16 protein-coding genes and 1 pseudogene are annotated in these 18574 nt (G+C 57.2%); 14 read left to right on the top strand and 3 right to left on the bottom strand.

All coding sequences use genetic code 11. The features are described from left to right. A pseudogene (locus ACQQ2Q_RS19730) lies at window positions 1–119 on the top strand (IS630 family transposase); the annotation flags it as partial. 142 nt (window positions 120–261) lie between these two features. Here the strand turns inward: ACQQ2Q_RS19730 and ACQQ2Q_RS19725 are convergent. Both ACQQ2Q_RS19725 and ACQQ2Q_RS19720 read right to left on the bottom strand, forming a co-directional pair. After that, window positions 262–498, bottom strand: coding sequence for a WGR domain-containing protein (locus ACQQ2Q_RS19725; RefSeq protein ID WP_428188837.1), 237 nt, complete (start codon window positions 496–498; stop codon window positions 262–264). Between the two features lie 127 nt (window positions 499–625). Further along, a complete protein-coding gene (locus ACQQ2Q_RS19720; protein ID WP_428188836.1) occupies window positions 626–1573 on the bottom strand; it encodes an NAD(P)-dependent oxidoreductase in 948 nt (315 codons plus the stop codon). A 304-nt stretch (window positions 1574–1877) separates the two neighbouring features. On the opposite strand from ACQQ2Q_RS19720, the gene ACQQ2Q_RS19715 reads away from it, so the two are divergent. The 9 genes from ACQQ2Q_RS19715 to ACQQ2Q_RS19675 all read left to right on the top strand — a co-directional run bounded on the left by ACQQ2Q_RS19715 (window position 1878) and on the right by ACQQ2Q_RS19675 (window position 13082). Further along, window positions 1878–2123, top strand: a complete 246-nt coding sequence (locus tag ACQQ2Q_RS19715; protein ID WP_428188835.1) for a hypothetical protein — start codon at window positions 1878–1880, stop codon at window positions 2121–2123. Then, window positions 2120–3064 (top strand): 2-dehydro-3-deoxygalactonokinase, encoded by a 945-nt coding sequence (locus ACQQ2Q_RS19710; protein ID WP_428188834.1) that lies wholly within the window; start codon window positions 2120–2122, stop codon window positions 3062–3064. The genes ACQQ2Q_RS19715 and ACQQ2Q_RS19710 overlap by 4 nt, the downstream gene beginning before the upstream one ends. 14 nt (window positions 3065–3078) lie before the next feature. Then, entirely contained in the window at window positions 3079–3708 is a 630-nt protein-coding gene (locus ACQQ2Q_RS19705) for a 2-dehydro-3-deoxy-6-phosphogalactonate aldolase (protein WP_428188833.1), read from the top strand. Between the two features lie 221 nt (window positions 3709–3929). Continuing rightward, window positions 3930–4430, top strand: coding sequence for a ferritin-like domain-containing protein (locus tag ACQQ2Q_RS19700; RefSeq protein WP_428188832.1), 501 nt, complete (start codon window positions 3930–3932; stop codon window positions 4428–4430). A 463-nt stretch (window positions 4431–4893) separates the two neighbouring features. Further along, window positions 4894–6237: a GGDEF domain-containing response regulator gene (locus tag ACQQ2Q_RS19695; protein WP_428188831.1), complete on the top strand. Its 1344-nt coding sequence runs from the start codon at window positions 4894–4896 to the stop codon at window positions 6235–6237. 94 nt (window positions 6238–6331) lie between these two features. Next, a complete protein-coding gene (locus ACQQ2Q_RS19690) occupies window positions 6332–7582 on the top strand; it encodes a diguanylate cyclase domain-containing protein (RefSeq protein ID WP_428188830.1) in 1251 nt (416 codons plus the stop codon). A 78-nt stretch (window positions 7583–7660) separates the two neighbouring features. Then, window positions 7661–8014 (top strand): Hpt domain-containing protein, encoded by a 354-nt coding sequence (locus tag ACQQ2Q_RS19685; protein WP_428188829.1) that lies wholly within the window; start codon window positions 7661–7663, stop codon window positions 8012–8014. 209 nt (window positions 8015–8223) lie between these two features. Continuing rightward, on the top strand, window positions 8224–12642 hold the full coding sequence (locus tag ACQQ2Q_RS19680) for a CHASE domain-containing protein (RefSeq protein WP_428188828.1): 4419 nt from the start codon (window positions 8224–8226) through the stop codon (window positions 12640–12642). Between the two features lie 44 nt (window positions 12643–12686). Continuing rightward, window positions 12687–13082: a response regulator gene (locus tag ACQQ2Q_RS19675; RefSeq protein WP_428188827.1), complete on the top strand. Its 396-nt coding sequence runs from the start codon at window positions 12687–12689 to the stop codon at window positions 13080–13082. Between the two features lie 245 nt (window positions 13083–13327). Here ACQQ2Q_RS19675 and ACQQ2Q_RS19670 read toward each other — a convergent pair whose 3' ends face one another. Further along, a complete protein-coding gene (locus ACQQ2Q_RS19670; RefSeq protein ID WP_428188826.1) occupies window positions 13328–14350 on the bottom strand; it encodes a LacI family DNA-binding transcriptional regulator in 1023 nt (340 codons plus the stop codon). A 170-nt stretch (window positions 14351–14520) separates the two neighbouring features. On the opposite strand from ACQQ2Q_RS19670, the gene iolG reads away from it, so the two are divergent. From iolG to ACQQ2Q_RS19650, 4 genes are all read left to right on the top strand, one after another. Next, window positions 14521–15513: an inositol 2-dehydrogenase gene (gene iolG, locus ACQQ2Q_RS19665; RefSeq protein ID WP_428188825.1), complete on the top strand. Its 993-nt coding sequence runs from the start codon at window positions 14521–14523 to the stop codon at window positions 15511–15513. 146 nt (window positions 15514–15659) lie between these two features. Then, window positions 15660–16583 carry a sugar ABC transporter substrate-binding protein gene (locus ACQQ2Q_RS19660; protein ID WP_428188824.1) on the top strand — a complete coding sequence of 308 codons (924 nt, stop codon included), beginning with the start codon at window positions 15660–15662 and terminating at the stop codon, window positions 16581–16583. A gap of 59 nt (window positions 16584–16642) precedes the next feature. Next, entirely contained in the window at window positions 16643–17749 is a 1107-nt protein-coding gene (locus ACQQ2Q_RS19655) for an ABC transporter permease (RefSeq protein WP_428188823.1), read from the top strand. A 1-nt stretch (window position 17750) separates the two neighbouring features. Further along, window positions 17751–18530 carry an ATP-binding cassette domain-containing protein gene (locus tag ACQQ2Q_RS19650; protein WP_428188822.1) on the top strand — a complete coding sequence of 260 codons (780 nt, stop codon included), beginning with the start codon at window positions 17751–17753 and terminating at the stop codon, window positions 18528–18530. Window positions 18531–18574: the final 44 nt, after the last annotated feature.

Below are 18574 nucleotides of genomic sequence, written 5' to 3'. Positions count from 1 at the left end.
TCAACCGCTTTGTCAAAGAGCACAATACCGAGCCAAAGCCGTTCGTGTGGAAGGCAGACCCCGACGAGATAATCGCGGCTGTTAAACGCGGGCACCAAACGTTGGAATCAATCCACTAGGATCTAATTTCCAGCCGATGCGGCCTATCCAAGGATGATTTTGGCACAGTTCGTGTCGATCTGACGGAGAGACTCAGTGGCTCGCCGTTCGGGATTCGAGCTGTTGACAGCTGTCAACTTGTTCCCGCCAACTTATCCCCAGCTAGGAATATCCGCGAATGCGCTTGCTGCTTTCGATTTGCGAAAGGCGCAAATATGCGCCGTTCAGGTCTGCAACGAACTCCGCCTTCTCCTGACCCCGTGTGCCGATCCGGCCCCACTGGCGCAGAACCACCGTATGGCCGAACAGGTCAACACTGATACTGAGACGATAGAACCGGTGCATGTTGCGAGCCGGTTCGATGCGACGAAGATGGATGATGAATGCTTGATCGATCATCAAGCGATTCTGCGCGGGCAGCTTCAAGCCGTCCAACGACGATTTGGAATCAATCACACCCTACCGATTCACGCCAGTGATGGATGGCGCAATCTTTCGAAGGCAACACGTGTCCTTCTGAAGCGCGCTAGTAACCCGCAACCGGGTCGACGCGATATTGCAGAGGCTCACCCTGAACATAGGCGTCAAGATTGGACAACAGCCGCTCCAGGAACATGCCGTCCTGGTCGCCGCCGCGCCAGGATATATGCGGACTGATCAGAACATTGGGGTGACCGTAAAGAACATGACCATCCGGCAATGGCTCCGGCGTCGTCACGTCGAGTGTGGCTTCTGCAATAACACCGTCCTCCAGTGCCGCTAGAAGTGCATCCTGATCGACGAGCGCACCGCGCGCAATATTGATCAGATGAAGGCCCGGCTTGGAACGAGCCAGGAGCGCGGTATTGACCAGCCCATGGGTCTCATCTGTCAGCGGGGCCGCAATGACGAGATGATCGGCCTTGGCAAACACTTCCTCAGGCGAGGGGCAGGGCGTTACGCCATCCGGCACACGATCCCACGCGCCCCGGCGATTGACGATAACCTTCATGCCGAATGCCAGTGCCCGCGACGTGATCGCCTGACCGATCGAGCCATAGCCGATCAGGCCAATGGTCCGACCGTGAAGACTGCCGATTTCGGGATGGACCCAGTCTGCTTCTTCGCGCGCGCGGGTTTGTTCGATCTTCTTCTCCACCCGCAACATGGCGGCAAACACGAACTCCGCAATCGGAACGGCATTGAGGCCGCGACCACAGGTCATCACCGGCCCTGTTTTCAAGCGCGACGGGTAGACCTCCACACCGGTTGACGCCACCTGCACCCACTTCAATTTTTCCGCAGGGCGCCAATGGTCAGGCGCTTGCTTCCACTTGGAGAACGACCCTGTGACCAGAATGTCGGCGTCCTCGTCAATCAACCATGGATGATCCGGTTCAGGGGCATTGATGACCCGCGGCCTGCATGGATGGGCAAGAAGAGCCTCGCCAATCTCAGCGCTCAGATGATTGACGATCACGGGGGGAGGGGACATGAGCATTCCTTGGCAATAGCTGTGCAACAGCGAGGGTCCGAAGCCACAGAACCCGACGCTTCACACGGGTGAGATGAAATGAGAGGCACGACCAATCCGATCGCGCAATATACGGCAGGAGAACGGACATTGCTCGCCCGCACCTCGATACCATTGGTCGAGAGCAGGATCTTGTCAATCGCCGGCGCCCCGCCGACAGTGAAAGCAAAGGACAAAGAACAAGAGGCCAGACATTCCGCACGGCCTGTTCGAGCCCAGACGATGTCGTCATATTCGGCAGCGTCGGCTTGAGAGGGAAGGGGACGTGCGGGAGATCCACGACCGCAGGTCCAATGACATTCCGAACTATATTGTCAACAAGGCCGTGTTCGCCTATTCGGACGGCTTAGTCAGCATGCCGCAAGCGCATGGTCTTGGGGTAGAAGTCGACGAAAACAATGTGATAGAGCGCATCAGGGAAGGCCATCATTGGCGCATCCGATCTGGCACCATGAGGATGGCAGCATTCTCGAAGGGTAAGCGGCAGCAAACAACGGCAGTAGCAATATGACAGACAGCGCATCCACTTCAGAAAACACCGCGCCGGCCTATGTGGCCGTCGATTGGGGCACAACCAGTTTCAGGCTCTGGCTGCTGTCGCCCGCAGGTACGGTTCTCGGCGAACGCCGCAGCCGCGAAGGCATGACCACCGGGGCGGCAGATAACAGCTTTGCAAAGATACTTGCCTCGCATCTGGACGCCCTGAAGGCGCCTGCCGATATTCCCGTGGTGATCTGCGGCATGGCCGGCGCCCGTCAAGGCTGGATGGAGGCGGGCTATATCGATCTGCCGGCCAGTCTTCCTGCCATCTTCGACGGTTCGGTCAAGATCGCCGGCCAAGCCCGCGACATCCGCATTCTGCCAGGGCTTGCACAGCGCAACACGGACCACCCCGATGTCATGCGCGGAGAAGAAACCCAATTGGTCGGCGCTCTGTCCGGGACGACAGGCGAAACCCAGATCGTCTGCATGCCGGGTACCCATTCGAAATGGGTACAGTTGTCTGGCGACAAGGTGGAACGCTTCTCCACCTTCATGACAGGCGAACTGTTCGACGTCATTTCCACCCATTCCGTGCTGTCGCATTCGATCGCAACCGCCAAAGGGGGCTCAAGCCCCGCTTTCCTCGCCGCCGTCTCAAAAGCGTTTCATGCGCCCGAAAGCCTGACCAATCTTCTTTTTACGGTGCGCTCTGGACAATTGCTGCATGGCGTCGAGGCTGAAGCCTCCAGTGCGGCCCTGTCCGGCTATCTGCTCGGCGCAGAACTCGCCGGCGGCCTCGCACTCGCCCCGGACGCAAGGGACATCTGCCTTGTTGCCACCGGCCCTTTAAAGGAGCTCTATGAGGCAGCTTTCAGCGCGCTTGATATCCGTTGCCAGACCGTGGACGCCGACATTGCCGTTCGTCGCGGCCTCTTCGCCGCTGCACAGCACATTTTCGCGCAGATTTAACAAGGACCAGATTTATGAACCGTATTCCGTTTCCCGAGATGACCTATCCACTGGTCGCCATTCTGCGTGGTTTGAAACCCGAAGAGACCGAAGCCGTTGTCGGCGGGCTGATCGAAACCGGCTTTACCGCCATCGAGATTCCGCTCAACTCTCCCGATCCGTTCAAGTCGATCGAGATTGCCGCCAAGATAGCCCCCGCCAACTGCCTGATCGGCGCCGGCACAGTGCTGACCGTCGAGGATGTCACGACACTTGATGCCGCCGGCGGAAAGCTGATGGTAAGCCCGAATGTCGAGCCGGAGGTTATCCGCGCCGCCTACGAAAAGGGCATGGTGACCTTGCCGGGCGTTTTCACCGCAACGGAAGCGCTGGCCGCTGCCAAGGCGGGCGCAACGGGTCTCAAATTTTTTCCGGCAAGCGTGCTTGGAGCATCAGGCATCAATGCCATTCGCTCCATCCTCCCCAAGGATCTGCTGATTGCAGCCGTCGGCGGTGTCTCCGACCAGAACTTCACCGACTACATGAAGGCCGACATCAAGGCTTTCGGTCTCGGCACCAGTCTTTACAAGCCGGGCATGACTGCGGCTGAGGTGAAAGAACGGGCCAAGACGACGATTGCGGCCTACGACGCCGCACGCGGATAGTCGACCGACCAAAAGAGATCGATATCGCCTGCGCTTTAAGCAGGCAGATGAACGGGCGTTGCGAACTCAGCGCCCGTTTTGTCGTTTGTGCGATCCGTCTCCGCTCTTGGCACCACACGGAATGAGCGTGTCCTGCACCTTTGCACGGAACAAAAGACCGGCTTTGTGGCTTGCTAGGAAAGCACGCCAGGAGACGTGCTGTTTTCAAAGGGATGGAACCGATGTCGAAAGAAAAAACACTGGAAGACCTCTTTCACGATACTCTGAAAGACATTTACTACGCAGAACGTAAAATATTGAAAACGCTTCCTAAAATGAAGCGTGCGGCGGAATCCGAAGAGCTGAAGTCGGCCTTCGAGAAACATCACGACGAAACCGAAGGCCAGATCGAACGGCTGGTCAAGGTGTTCGAATTGATCGGCAAGGCACCGCGCGGCAAGACCTGCGATGCGATCGAAGGCATCATCGCCGAAGGCGAGGAGATCATCGATGAATTCAAGGGGACATCTGCGCTGGATGCTGGCCTGATTTCGTCAGCACAGGCTGTCGAGCACTATGAAATGACACGCTACGGCACGTTGAAGCGCTGGGCAACGGAACTGGGCTACAAAGAAGCAGCCGACCTTCTTGGCCAGACACTGGACGAAGAATCCAAGACCGACAGTGCTTTGACCAAGCTTGCCATTGCCTCTGCAAATGCAAGGGCAAAGAAAGCCGCCTGAGACTTAGGAGCGGGCCCATGATGGTGACCATGGGCCCACTCTCATTGCGGGCTCATGACGTCCACTTGCTTTGATACCCCCAAATCAAATCAATCGGTAACGGCGCAGACATTTTACGAGACAGAAGGGGAGGGGAGGGGAGGGCCTCCCCTGCGACCTCAAAGGTTCACGCCCCCCCCAATCCCTTCCGCCCGACCGCCGGCCAAACAAGAGCGGCGTTCCGTCGGCAGCGGTCGCAGCTGCGAAACAACAGCTAATTTAATATTCGCTTAGTTATTGTTCCCTAATGTTGACAGATGCACCTCTCTGTCGTCATCGGCCAATAGGGCGCGGCCGACCGGAGAGATGCCACATATCCGCAGATCGGGCGGACCTGCGCCACTGAAGGAGCTTGGACATAACGAGGCTTTCCAGGACAGGTCCATCGCAGAATGAGTCAGGGCGAAGGAAGTAGGAATTTCATATGTCTAGCAGGTCATCACCCAAGAGGAACGACCGGACGCTTGGGCTTCCGCTGCAGGAGACGATTTTCGTCAATTCCTCCCGTCCTTCGGTAAAGGTAATTGGCGATCAGACATTTCTGGACAACGTCTCTGCGGTCCTTCGGCCTCTCAATTACAGTGCAGCCTACGAGGCCAGAAGCAAGACGCCGCACTCCGAGGGATCAACCATTATCGTTATCGACGGCGCGATCCCCGAAGCCCTCAACATATGCGCTCAATTCGTCGACGATTGTCCCAAAATCCTGGTGTCGAACAATACCGATCTGACATTCCGGGTGGAATGCGCACGCGCCAATATCAGCACGATCATTGCGTCACCTGTCGATCCAAACGAGTTGATTCTGTGGCTCGAGCATCTCGGTGGCATGATCGGTCAACAACCGGCCTCCATCCTCCTTGTCGATGACGACCCGCTGTCTTCCGAAGTCTATGCCGAAATGCTGCGCGCCAGCGGCATGACCGTCAAGGTTCAAAACGATCCGCTCAAGATCATAGACACACTCGACCGCGGTTTTTTCGACATCATCATCATGGATCTTCAGATGCCCAATACCGATGGCATCGAGATTGCCAAGGTCGTTCGCCAGCACCAGAACTATCTTTCCATCCCGATTGTCTTTCTCTCGTCTGAGGAGAACAAGACCATCCAGATGCAGGCCCGTCGCTTCGGCGGCGATGACTTCATCTCCAAGCGCGCTGACTTCGATGCTCTCGTGGCCCTTGTCCAATTGCGGGTGGAACGCGCACGCGTGATGCAAGGGCTGATCGAAAAAGACGGGTTGACGGGACTGGTCAATCACAAGCGGTTCAAGGAGCGGGTAAGCTATGAGCAGATCCGTTTCAACCGCAGCAAGCAGCAGTTCTGCATCGTGATGATCGATGTCGATCACTTCAAGAAAGTGAACGACACCTGGGGCCATCCGATCGGCGACAAGGTGTTGTCCATTCTCGCGCGTTCGCTGGTCGGCTGGGTACGCCAGACCGACGTGGTGGGGCGATATGGCGGCGAAGAATTTGCCGTGCTGATGCTGGATACCACGCCTGAAGTCGTCTTCGAGGTGATCAACAATTTCCGCATTCACTTTTCCAAGATCGTCTTCGATGGCGAACCGACACAATTTTCCATGACACTGAGCGCGGGAATTGCCGGCAGTGTCGTGGGTGCGGAGCCGGAAATGGTGTTCGCCGAGGCAGACAAGGCTCTCTACCTGGCAAAAAATTCGGGCCGCAACCGTGTCGAGATCGCCGAGATCGCCGATGTGGAAGCCGCACCCGTGTCCAGACGCAAACGTGGAGCAGTCTGATGCAGCGCCATCATCTCGCAGGCTTATCAGCACCTGCTCAGTCCAGCATTTCCCGCAATCGCGAAGAGAATAATCTCGGTGAAGGCAAAAGACCATGAAAGTAAATTACGAAGCCATCAGCGATGAAATAGACGATATCATCCTCGATGGACGATCCGTCTGTGTGGTCGATGACGACGAGCTGTTCCGCAAGCACCTGGCGATCTCCCTGGGGCAGACCAATCTGCGCATCACGGAGGCTTTCGACAGTGCAAGTCTGATTGCCGTGCTCGAAAAGGAAATGCCGGACTGTATTCTTCTCGACTACAAACTCGACCTGGAAAATGGTTTCCGCATGCATGAACAGCTGCAACAGCGTTTCACCAATCTGGCACCTGTGATCATGATGTCGGCGGATGAATCCCAGCGGACAGCAATCAAGGCCTTCCGTCTTGGCCTTCAAGACTTTCTGCCCAAGCGCAATCTCCACCTGGATCAGGTCACATACGCCATTCGCCGGTCGATCGCCCGGCATGAGATGGTCATCGCGCATCGGCATGAGATCGACATGCTGCGCAAGAAGTCCATGTTCGACGACCTGACCGGCTTATACCGGCGCGAAGAACTCGACAACAAACTGGCGACCATCAAGACCGCGGCAGATTTGAAGAATATTCCCTTTGCCATCATTGCCATCCACATGACCGAACATGAGCAAATAGTGACCCAACTGGGGCCGACATGCAGTGATGAAGTCCTGCGCGTCTTTGCCAACAGACTGCGCCAGACGATACGACAGGAGGATTTCTGCGGGCGCTGGGACGAGGATACATTCTATTACATCGTCAGCCGCAACCAATCCGTTTCCTATCTCAAGGAACGCACGCAGCGCTTCGAGAGCGACCTTTCATTCACGCATTTCCACAAGTCGGCAAAACTTCAGATCACGAGCAGGCTGGCATATGCCGTGTATCCGCAGCATGGCGGGACTCTGGAGGAAATTTCCAGCTATCTGACATCCGAAATTGAACAGCAGAAAATCCACGCCGGCGAAAGCAAGCCGGAGGATTGGAAGGTGCTTCCGCAGCCCGGCATCGATACGCTGACCGGCGAGGAACGCCGCCGCGCACCGCGCAAAAGGGTTTTCAAATCGGCCGTCATCTCCATGGAAGAATGGTCTTCGCGCATCAGCTGCACGGTGCGCAATATCTCCGACACCGGGGCGCGCCTTCGGATGGAAGGGCCGGTGCCGCTGCCCCGGTATTTTTTGCTGCAAATCTCCGACACAGGACCCTTCAGGAAGGTTCGAAAATGCTGGCACGTCGACAATGAGGTCGGAGTGGAATTCTGCGACCCAGACAGTTGAGCGCGCACTGCGAAGAGGCCCCGAAACCATCAAACCCAGCAAAAGCACCATTAGGCTATCACGAAGGAACGACAGTCGATGACGAGCGAAACGGCATCTAAAATTGCACCAAACCCGTTGCCTGAGGCCGCACGCAACCGCATTGAGCAATTGCGTATTCTCTTCATCGTTCGCTGCAGGGACAATGCCGAGATGATCCGAGCACGACTGGAAGAGAACGTCCATCGTGACGACCCCCAGTCCTTCCGCGCGGAAGTGATACCGGTGCTCCATTCCCTCGTTGGAACAGGCGGAATCTTCGGCTATCGCGAGCTAAGCGAAGCCACGGCTGCCACCAAGAGACTGCTGCGCCAGTCGGAAGGTTTCAGCGAAGAGTGGATCCCGGCACTCAACACAGTCCTCGCACATCTCGACGCCTTGAGTGAAGATTAAATCGCATTCGCGCCAGTCCCTTTGAAGCGGCATCGCGGCCCTGGGAAACCGGGACCCGGTTGATAGCAACCTGTGACGATCGCCCAAAAAGCTGCCCACAAAAGATGAAGACGCAAAGCGCGATCACAAGCATTAATTAATAACTGCCCCCTACTTTAGGTAGATCTTACTTAATGGGGATGGTTGCCAAAGCGGACCAGGTTGATTTCATGGATATCAAATCACTCGGCGTCTATCTGGCCAAGGTGCTCATCGTCGCGACATGCTATGCGGTTTCCGGACGTCTGGGCTTGTACCTGGCTGTCCCACCCGGATATGCGACGGTGATCTGGCCGCCTTCCGGCATCGCGATCGGGGCGCTGTTTATCCTCGGCGCGAGCGTTTGGCCCGGTGTCCTGCTCGGCTCATTCCTGGTCAATTGTTACATAGCCGGCGCCTACTCGCCGGATGCCGGGCTCGACAGCATTAAGATGGCCGTCGCGTTCACCATTGCGTTGGGCTCCACATGGCAGGTTTTGGTCGCCCATCTGCTCGTGCGCCGGTTCAGCGGACTGCCGATTCAGATCAATAGCCTGAAGGACGTGCTTCGGCTGGTGGTCATGACGGGACCTTTGCCCTGCCTGATCGCCGCAAGTGTCGGTGTCTGCTCGCTCTATATGGCGGGTGTGGTGAGCGGAGAGGCATTTTTCCAGAACTGGCTGACGTGGTGGACCGGAGACCTGTTTGGTGTTCTTGTCTTTTTGCCCCTTATCTTGCTGGCACCCGGCCCACAACGGGTTTCATGGCGCGGAAGGACACTCGGCAATCTTCCAATCTCATCCCTTCTGGTCTTGCTCATTCCGTTGGTCCTGACATTCTACGCCTGGAAAGTGTCCACCGAATCGGCGTTCGAAAAAGGACAAATCCAGTTCCACTCCCTGACAGTGGAGACCAAGAAAGCCCTGTTCGACCGCCTGACCTCCTATGACAACGCACTGGTGAGCGGCACCGCATATTTTCAAGGCAGCCAGAATGTCACGCGATCCGAATGGCGCCAGTATGTCAACGTCCTCAACCTCCACAAAAGTTTTCCCGGCATCAACGGCATAGGCTGGATTGCTCCGCACACCACTGAAAGCCTGCCGGCATTTGTCCGGGAGATGCGGTCCGGCGGCGCCCAGAAATTCAATGTTCACCCAGAGACAGACGCCGATGTTCATTATGTGATCTCTTACATCGAGCCCGAACAGGCCAACCTGCAGGCGATTGGCCTCGATATCGCCTTTGAAACGAACCGCAAAGCTGCTGCCGATCTGGCCCGCGACAGCGGCCAGTCCGCCATGACAAAGCGTATTGTCCTGGTGCAAGACAATGCCAAAACGCCCGGTTTCCTGTTACTCCACCCGATGTACAGATCTGGCGCACCAAAGGCGACGGAGTTGCAACGGCGAGGGGCGTTCCAAGGCTGGATCTACGCACCTTTCGTTGCCAAGAATTTCATGAAGAACCTGACGGGCAGTCAGGCGAACACGGTTCGCCTGCGCGTCTACGACGGTACCACGCAGGATGAAGCGGCACTGATTTACGACAGCGGGCCAGACAGAGGGGATGACAGCAACCCTGTTTTCTCCAAGGTCGAGCAGATCGAGGTCATGCAGCAGAACTGGTACGTGTTGATGGAGAGCACGCTACCGTTTGAATACAATGCCAAGAGTGACAATCCGCTGATTATTCTGGTTTCAGGGATTCTCTTCACTATTCTCTTCGGCCTGTTTCTCTTCTTCACAACGCTGCGCGACAATGATGCCGTCGAGGCAATCGATGGAAAGAAGGCGTTTCTTTTGCCATCGGCGGTATTCATCATCCTGATAACCGGCTCCGTTTCTCTCTATAATAGCCTGGAGACAAAGGAGCAGAATTACATAAAGACGCTGATCAGCAGCGAAACCACCAAGATGGAGCTTTTGCTGAAGTTCCAGACCGAAGCCAAATTGCAGGCACTTGACCGTATGGCGTCTCGCTGGGAGCTGGCAGGGGGGACCCCTCTGCATATCTGGCGCGGTGACGCACGCAACTACATCTCGGAGATGGTCGGCCTCGAAGCGCTCGAGTTACGGACTCGCGATTACAATGTGATCACCAGAGAACGCCTTGCATCCTCAAACTACGAATATTCGGATGATCACATTGCGTGGACCATCCCCCCGGAAGAACTGGACAATATGGCAAGGACAGGATTGCAGGTTGCAAGCGCGCCTTTTGCGCTGTCGAACCGCGATCCCGCCTTTGAGATTCGCACACCCTTGAAGATCGACGGAACTGTTGATGGATATCTGGTGTCTCTCTTTTCCGTCGAGGGCTTTTTTGGAGGGGCAATTTCTGCAGACGCCAGCGCGCATTATCAATTCGAAGTGAACTTCGAAACCACATCCGTCTACACATTCGGCAGTGTCGATGACGAAGCAGCACTCGACTGGACGATCAAGACGCCGATCAGGCTCTACGACAAGAACTGGAATATCAGCATTTCGCCAACGAAGGCATTTCTGGCCTCGCAGCGTACACCGCTGCCGGACCTGGTGTTGATCGCAGGCCTGGTCATTGCCATGCTGTCTGCAATCGTTGCTCATGCAAGCGTCAATTCTCGACTGAAGACACGCTATCTGGAGAAATCCAACCGCCGCATCAAACGGGAATCGACCCATAATTCCACGGTGATGAATACGGTGCTGGACGGCCTGCTGACTGTAAGCGCAACCGGCACCATCGAGACGATCAATTCTGCCGGCCTGCGCATGTTCGGTTACGCGCTGAATGAGTTGATCGGCAGGGACTTCCAGGTCCTCATGCATGCCCCTGACAACGATAGCGAAGAAATTGGCTACTTCGGCAAAAGCGGCGGAGCGAGTGAAATTGCAAGTGAACGCCAGTTCACCGGACGTCGAAAGGACGGCAGCATTTTTCCCATGGATCTGTCGGTCAACGAAATGGTCCTCGACGGCACCTGCAGTTTCGTCGCGACCATTCGCGACACCAGCCAAGCCGTCGCGGCGGAGCGGGCCCTTCGCGAATCCAACATGATGAAATCTGCTGTCTTAAAGAGTACCGCCTATATGATCGTCGCCACGGACCTTCAGGGGCGCGTGATACTCTACAATGATGCAGCCGAACAAAATCTCGGCTACTCCGCAGCCGAAGTGATTGGCAAGGCCACGCCGGCCCTGTGGCGGGATCCTGAGGAACTGCGCCTGCGCAATGCGGAACTTGACAAAGAACTTGGAACTGTCGGCGCCGCAGGTTTCTCAACCCTTGTCAGAAAGGTCGATATATTCGGTATCGATGAATATGAGTGCACGACAATCCGAAAGGATGGCACGCGTTTTCCCACCGCCGTGACCGTCACGTCCATGCACGATGAGAAAAATGGCGTCAAAGGCTATCTCGGTGTCATGGTCGACCTTACCAAGCGCAAGGAAGTCGATCGTCTGAAGAACGAATTCGTATCGATCATCAGCCACGAATTGCGAACGCCATTAACCTCCATTCGCGGCTCGCTCGGTCTGGTTGTGGGCACGATGTCGAAGGATCTGCCCGACAAGGCAAAGCGTTTGCTCGACATAGCCCACAAGAATTGCGAGCGACTGACTGTTCTGATCAACGATATTCTCGACATCGACAAGATCGCATCCGGCAAGATGCGCTTCGACATGAAGAAAGAAAATCTTCTTGGCATGTTGGAAAATGCCGTCGAAGTGAACCAGCCTTACGCTGAAAAATACGGCGTCGATATCAGGCTTTCACCGGTCGACGAAAGGCTGGAGATCAAGGTCGATGCAGAGCGGTTTGCACAGGTCCTCGCCAATCTTTTATCGAATGCGGCGAAGTTCTCCGACCAGAGCGATTATGTCACTCTCGACGCTTGCTTGAATGGCGACCGTATCCGCATCACGGTCGAAGACAAGGGACAGGGTATTCCGCAGGAATTCCAGTCGCAAATCTTCGGCAAGTTTCTGCAAAGCGATTCTTCCTCAACCCGGGTGAAGGGCGGAAGCGGGCTCGGCTTGCACATCACCAAGCAGATCGTCGAGAAGATGGGCGGCGAGATTGGTTTCACCACGGAAGAGGGAAAGGGAACGCGTTTCTGGGTTGAGTTCGCAATGGCCGTCGAAACGCCTGACACGGCGCCGGACATGATCCTGGAGGCACAGGGGTCGTACGACAGCGATACCCGCGCGATACCGACGGTCCTTCACGTCGAAGATGACGACGACCTCAGACGAATGCTGGCGCTTTCGCTGCAAGGCCAGGTGCAGATGGTACCAGTCGGCAGCCTCAAGGCCGCTCAAGTGCTCCTGAGCCAGCAGCGCTTCGACATGATGGTTCTCGATATCGGCATGCCGGACGGCTCCGGCCTAGAACTCCTGGAACTGAAAGACTGGATGGACATACCCGAGATGCCGATCATGCTCCTGACCGCGAATGAAGTGCCGGAGGACGTTCGGCGTCGGGTGGCTGCCGTGGTGACGAAGTCTCGCGTGTCGGAAGCGCGAATTGTCGAGACAATCCTGTCAATATTGTCGGCAAAATCGAAGGCCAAGTTCACAGGCGAAGCACCAATCCGCACGACCCGATCTCCGGAATTCACCTGACACATCGGCACGTGTTTCGGATCGCGAAATTATCGAGGGCTATCATGACTGAACTGACGAAGATCCTCTATGTGGATGATGAGGACGATATCCGCGAAGTCGCCGAAATCGCGCTCGAACTCAACGAGGGTGTGGCCGTGAAGCTGGGGGCATCCGGGCATGAAGCCTTGAAAATCGCTGCCGATTGGAAACCGGATCTGATCCTGCTGGATGTGATGATGCCGGGCATGGATGGCCCCACGACGCTTCAAAACCTGCGGCAACTGCCCACCTGCGTCGATATTCCGGTGATTTTCATCACCGCCCGCACACAGCCCTCGGATATGGATCATTTCATGCAATTGGGGGCTGCCGGAGTGATCTCGAAGCCCTTCGACCCCATGGCGCTCGCCAGTCAGGCGATGGCAATTCTGGCCCGCGTTTCCACGCCTGCGAGCTAGGCAAAGTTTGAAGTGGGGTGGGGAAGGGATCGTATCGTCGGCGGCGCGGCCAGTATTGCCGATCTTTCTGACCCGCCTTTGCCGCTTGGCGACCGACGGCCAACCGTCCTTCGCGCCCAATATATTTTCAGCCGGTTCAGACCGGCGATCATCGCGTCGATATTTTTAAGACCTTCGGCCGAGCCATTCTGGCGCACTGCGACGCATTGCTTGGCGCGAGATTAATTTGAGGATCGAGACAAGGCTCAGGCGCTTTGGCGCGGCACCAGCTTTCCCTGAAACAGACGGTCGAAATCGCGGTCCTCGGAACTGCCGAGCACTTCCACCAGGTATTCCACCATTTCGGTGAGCGGTTGGCGGTAGGTCGTCAGGCGATAGTTGACGCTTTCGGCTTGGGGAACATCGTCGAAACCCGTGACGGCGATATCGTCAGGCACGCGCAGGCCGAGCTTGTGTCGGATGACATCGATGGCGCCGATCGCAAGCGCGTCGTTTTCGCAGACAATGATATCCGGCAGTGCTTCTGGGGCGCGACCGACCAGCGTTTCGCTGACAATATCGGCGGCCAGTGCCGGATCATAAGCCGAAACGCTGACCGTGATAGGCTCTACGCCGAAATGCTCCCGCCAATAATCGATGAAGGTTTCCTGGCGCAGAAGATGGGCGGAATAGGTGCGCGGTCCGGCAAGAAACATCGGCCTGCGATAGCCGCGGCCATGCACATAATTGGCCACTTCCTTCATCGCATGGATGTCGTCCACGGCGATTGAAATGGTGTTCGGATTGCGTGACGTCCGCGCGAAAATGATCAGTTTGCGGAAGCGTCGGGCATGAAGTGCCGTTTCCAGCACTTCATCGTCGAACTGGATACCGATGAGGATCACCGCATCGACCCGTCTCTGGCTGGCGTTCAGCAGCGCGTGGCTGGCGTCGTCCCTGTCGAGCGTATTGACCAGCAGGATATCCCATCCCTCACGCCGCAGAATACGGGTAAGGCGTTCCATCATGATCAGCTTGTGCGGATTGGCGAAGTCGTCGATCAGCAGCGCCACCAGATGCGAGCGGTCCGAGGCAAGGCTCGCGGCCCTGAGATCGGGCACATAGCCCAGGCTTTCGGCTGCCGCCATGACCTTCTTCAGGCTTTTCGGCGAAATCGATGCTTCCTTGCGGAAGGCCCGATTGACCGTCCAGCGCGACACGCCGGCGGCAAGCGCCACATCATCGGCAGTGACATGGTCAGTAAAGCCGGGTTGTTTCTTGTCTGGCATACCTGTCTCCCGCTCTCCATGTACCGACCCCGCAATACGATTGATAGCGCCCTTTGCACTTAACCCGAAACATTTTTTGCTCCCGCGAGCAAATAGCACTTGCTCCCGCGAGCAAAACTGGCAATAGTGATGGTGAGGATGGCAACAAACTGGTTGCCCGGGAGGAAAAATTGCTAAAAATTGGTTTGCTCGGCGCGGGCCGAATTGGCCGCGTCCACGCTGTAAATATCGCTGGTCATGCCGCAACTACGCTTGCCGCCGTCTCCGATGTGAATGAAGAGGCTGCGCAATCTCTTGCTGCGGCCTATGGTGCTCGGGCGCTTGGCACGGATGCCATTCTCGCGGACGCTTCGATTGATGCGGTCCTGATTGCCACATCGACCGATACCCATTCCGATCTGATCGAAAAGGCGACAGCTGCCGGCAAGGCAGTGCTGTGCGAAAAGCCCGTCGATCTCTCGCTGGAGCGGGCCAAGGCCTGCCTTGCGAAAACCGCCGACAGCGGGAAACCGGTCATGATCGGCTTCAACCGCCGCTTCGATCCGAACTTCGCAGCGGTCCGGGCGGCTCTTTCCGCCGGAGATATCGGCAAGGCGGAACTGCTGTCGATCACGTCGTTCGATCCCGCGCCGCCGCCGGTCAGCTATATCAAGGTCTCAGGCGGCCTGTTCCGCGACATGATGATCCATGATTTCGACATGGCGAATTTCATGATGGGCGGCGCGCCGGCTTCAATCCATGCGGTTGGCACGTCGATCGTGGATCCGGCGATCGGGGCAGCCGGCGATGTCGATACGGCCGTGGTGACACTGACCTATACCGATGGTCGCATTGCGGTCATCAAGAATAGTCGTCGGGCGGTCTACGGCTATGATCAGCGTCTGGAACTGCTGGGCTCGGAGGGACTGCTTTCGGCCGCCAATATCTTGGAAAACACGGTTTCGAAGGCAACGAAAGCGGGCGTCACCAGCGCCAAGCCCGAGTTTTTCTTTCTCGAACGCTACATGCGCGCCTATGCAATCGAGTGGGACGCCTTCGTCTCGTCCATAGTCAATGGCACGCCGCTGCCGGTCTCGCTGGAAGACGGCATTGCGGCGCTGGCGCTCGCCGAGGCGGCAACGCAATCGGCCAAGTCCGGGCAACCGGTCAAGCTGGCGCTTTGAATTCAAGTGGCGTCCAGGCGACGCCGCAAACCAATGATCGGGAATGCCGGGATGGAGGCGCTTCCGACATCAGTATCCGGGCCAAGGGGCCGGAGGGAGTGGACGCTCGGGAGTGGCGTCCAATGAAACTCAAATGGGAGGATAGCATGAATAAATTTCTAGCAGCTGTCGCAACTGCTGCCGTGATCGCGGCAGCCGGGCCAGCCTTTGCCACCGACATCGTCGTCGTCGCACATGGCCAGGCCAACGACCCTTTCTGGTCGGTGGTCAAAAACGGTGTCGAGAAGGCCGGCAAGGACACAGGCGCAAACGTCGAGTTTCGTTCGCCTGAGACCTTCGATATGGTGCAGATGAGCCAGATGATCGACGCTGCCGTCAATCAGGAGCCTGATGGCCTCGTGGTTTCGGTGCCCGACGCAGATGCGCTCGGTCCGTCGATTGAACGCGCCGTCGCAGCCGGCATTCCGGTCATCACCATGAACTCCGGCTCCGACGTGTCGCACAAGCTTGGCGCACTTCTGCATGTCGGTCAGTCGGAATTCGACGCTGGCGAAATCGCCGGCAAGAAACTGGCCGAAATGGGTGGAACCAAGGGCATTTGCGTCAACCAGGAAGTGGGCAATGTGTCGCTCGATCTGCGTTGCCAGGGCTTTGAAAAGGGCTTTGCTCATCCTGTAACGGTTATCCCGACCCAAAACGATCCGGCAGAGGTCGAAGCCAAGGTTCGTGCCGCGCTTGAATCCGATGCCGATGTCGATACCGTTCTCGGTCTCGGTGCATCGCTTGTCGGCGAACCTGCCGTCAAGGCAGCGCAGGCTCTCGGTCGCGACAAGGTTCTGATCGCATCCTTCGATCTCTCGGCGGGCTTCCTGCAGGATGTTGCTGACGGCAAGGCCGCCTTTGCAATCGACCAGCAGCAATTCCTGCAGGGCTATCTGCCCGTGGTCTTCCTCGCGCTCAACGCGGAATACGGTTTGATGCCTGGCGGTGACGTGCCGTCCGGCCCGAACCTTGTCACCAAGGACAGCGCAGCCAAGGTCATCGACCTGTCTGCCAAGGGTATCCGCTAAGCACAGTCATCCAGGCCGCGTGTTTGTCGCGCGGCCTGGTCAACGACGGGGAGGAAGCCATGTCGACCGATACAACGGTGCAAGCGGACGAGCGGATCAAGACCGAGTCCTTTGCCACCAAGCTGATGAAACGACCGGAATTGGGGGCCATCGGGGGCGTTATCCTCGTCACCGTTTTTTTCCTGATCACTGCCGACCGCACGATGTTTACTCTATCGGGCATCATGAACTTCATGACGCCTGCAGCCCAGCTCGGCATTCTCGGCATCGCCGCTGCAATGCTGATGATCGGTGGCGAATTCGACCTTTCTATCGGCTCGATGGTGGCATTTTCCGGCATGTTGTTCGGCGCCTTCACCGTGAATATCGGCATGCCGCTGATCATTGCCATTCCCCTGACCATGGGGTTTGCCGCAGCCTTGGGCGCGGCCAACGGGATGATTGTCATCCGTACCGGATTGCCCTCGTTCATCGTCACATTGGCAGGTCTCTTCATCCTGCGCGGCGCAGCGCTTGTCGGCCTGAAGATTTTCACCGGCGGTTCGACCCAGCTGCGCGGCATTCGCGAAGCGGTCGAGGGCGATTTCCTGATGCCGATTTTTTCCGGCGACGCCTTCGATTTCCTGTTCAAATGGCTGGCCGATATCGGTGTGGTCGAGACGTTTAAATCCGGCGCGCCGAAAGTGTCTGGCGTTCCGGTGGAGATTGTCTGGTTCGTCCTGTTTGCGCTGGTGGCGACCTATGTGCTGCTGCGCACGCCTGCCGGTAACTGGATCTTTGCAACCGGCGGCGATTCCCTTGCAGCACAGAATTCAGGCGTGCCGGTCAAGCGCGTGAAGATCTCGCTGTTCATGCTGACCGCGATGGCGGCCGCGCTGGTTGCCATTATCACAGTCATCGATGCGGGCTCCACCGATGCGCGTCGCGGCTTCATGAAGGAGTTCGAGGCCATTATCACCGCGGTCATTGGCGGTTGCCTTCTGACCGGCGGCTACGGATCGGCGATTGGTGCCTTCTTCGGCGCAATCATATTCGGCATGGTGACCATCGGCCTCACCTACACCAAGTTCGATCAGGACTGGTTCCAGATCTTCCTTGGCGGAATGCTTCTGCTCGCGGTGATCTTCAACAACGTCATCCGCAGACGCGTGACCGGGGAGCGCTGACATGACCGCACCGATCATTCATATGGAAAACATCAAGAAGCAATATGGCAATGTCATTGCGCTGAACGGTGTGACATTCGACGTCACGGCAGGCGAATGCCATTGCCTGCTGGGCGACAACGGGGCCGGCAAGTCGACCTTCATCAAGACCATGTCCGGCGTCCACAAGCCAACCGAGGGCACGATCACTTTCGAAGGCAAGGCACTGTCCTTCGACAGTCCCCGAGACGCCATGGAGGCTGGCATTGCCACCGTGTTCCAGGATCTTGCAATGATCCCGCTGATGTCGGTAACCCGCAACTTCTTCATGGGGCGGGAGCCTACGAAGGGGCGGGGACTGTTCAAGCGTTTCGATCTGGAAACCGCAAACGAGATCACCATGGAGCAGATGCGCAAGATGGGCATCAACCTGCGTGGTCCCGACCAGGCGGTCGGCACGCTCTCCGGCGGCGAACGGCAAACGGTCGCTATCGCCCGCGCGGTCTATTTCGGTGCGAAGGTTCTGATCCTCGACGAGCCGACCTCGGCGCTCGGCGTGCGCCAGACCTCCAATGTTCTGGCCACCATCAACAGGGTTCGTGAACAAGGCATCGGCGTTGTCTTTATCTCGCACAATGTGCGCCATGCCATGGCCGTGGGCGACCGCTTCACCGTGCTCAATCGCGGCCAGACGCTCGGCACCGCCACCAAGGGCGAGATCACCGCGTCCGAATTGCAGGACCTGATGGCCGGCGGACAGGAAATGGCGGAACTGGAAGGCTCGCTCGGCGGGACCATCTGATCGAATGGCGGACGGCGTGCAGGCCGTCCGTCCTTACATGGAAA

The organism is Agrobacterium sp. ES01, assembly GCF_050320885.1.
Lineage (GTDB): Bacteria > Pseudomonadota > Alphaproteobacteria > Rhizobiales > Rhizobiaceae > Allorhizobium.
Note: the sequence above shows the minus strand (reverse complement) of the source record. Positions and strands in the feature narration are given on the sequence as shown.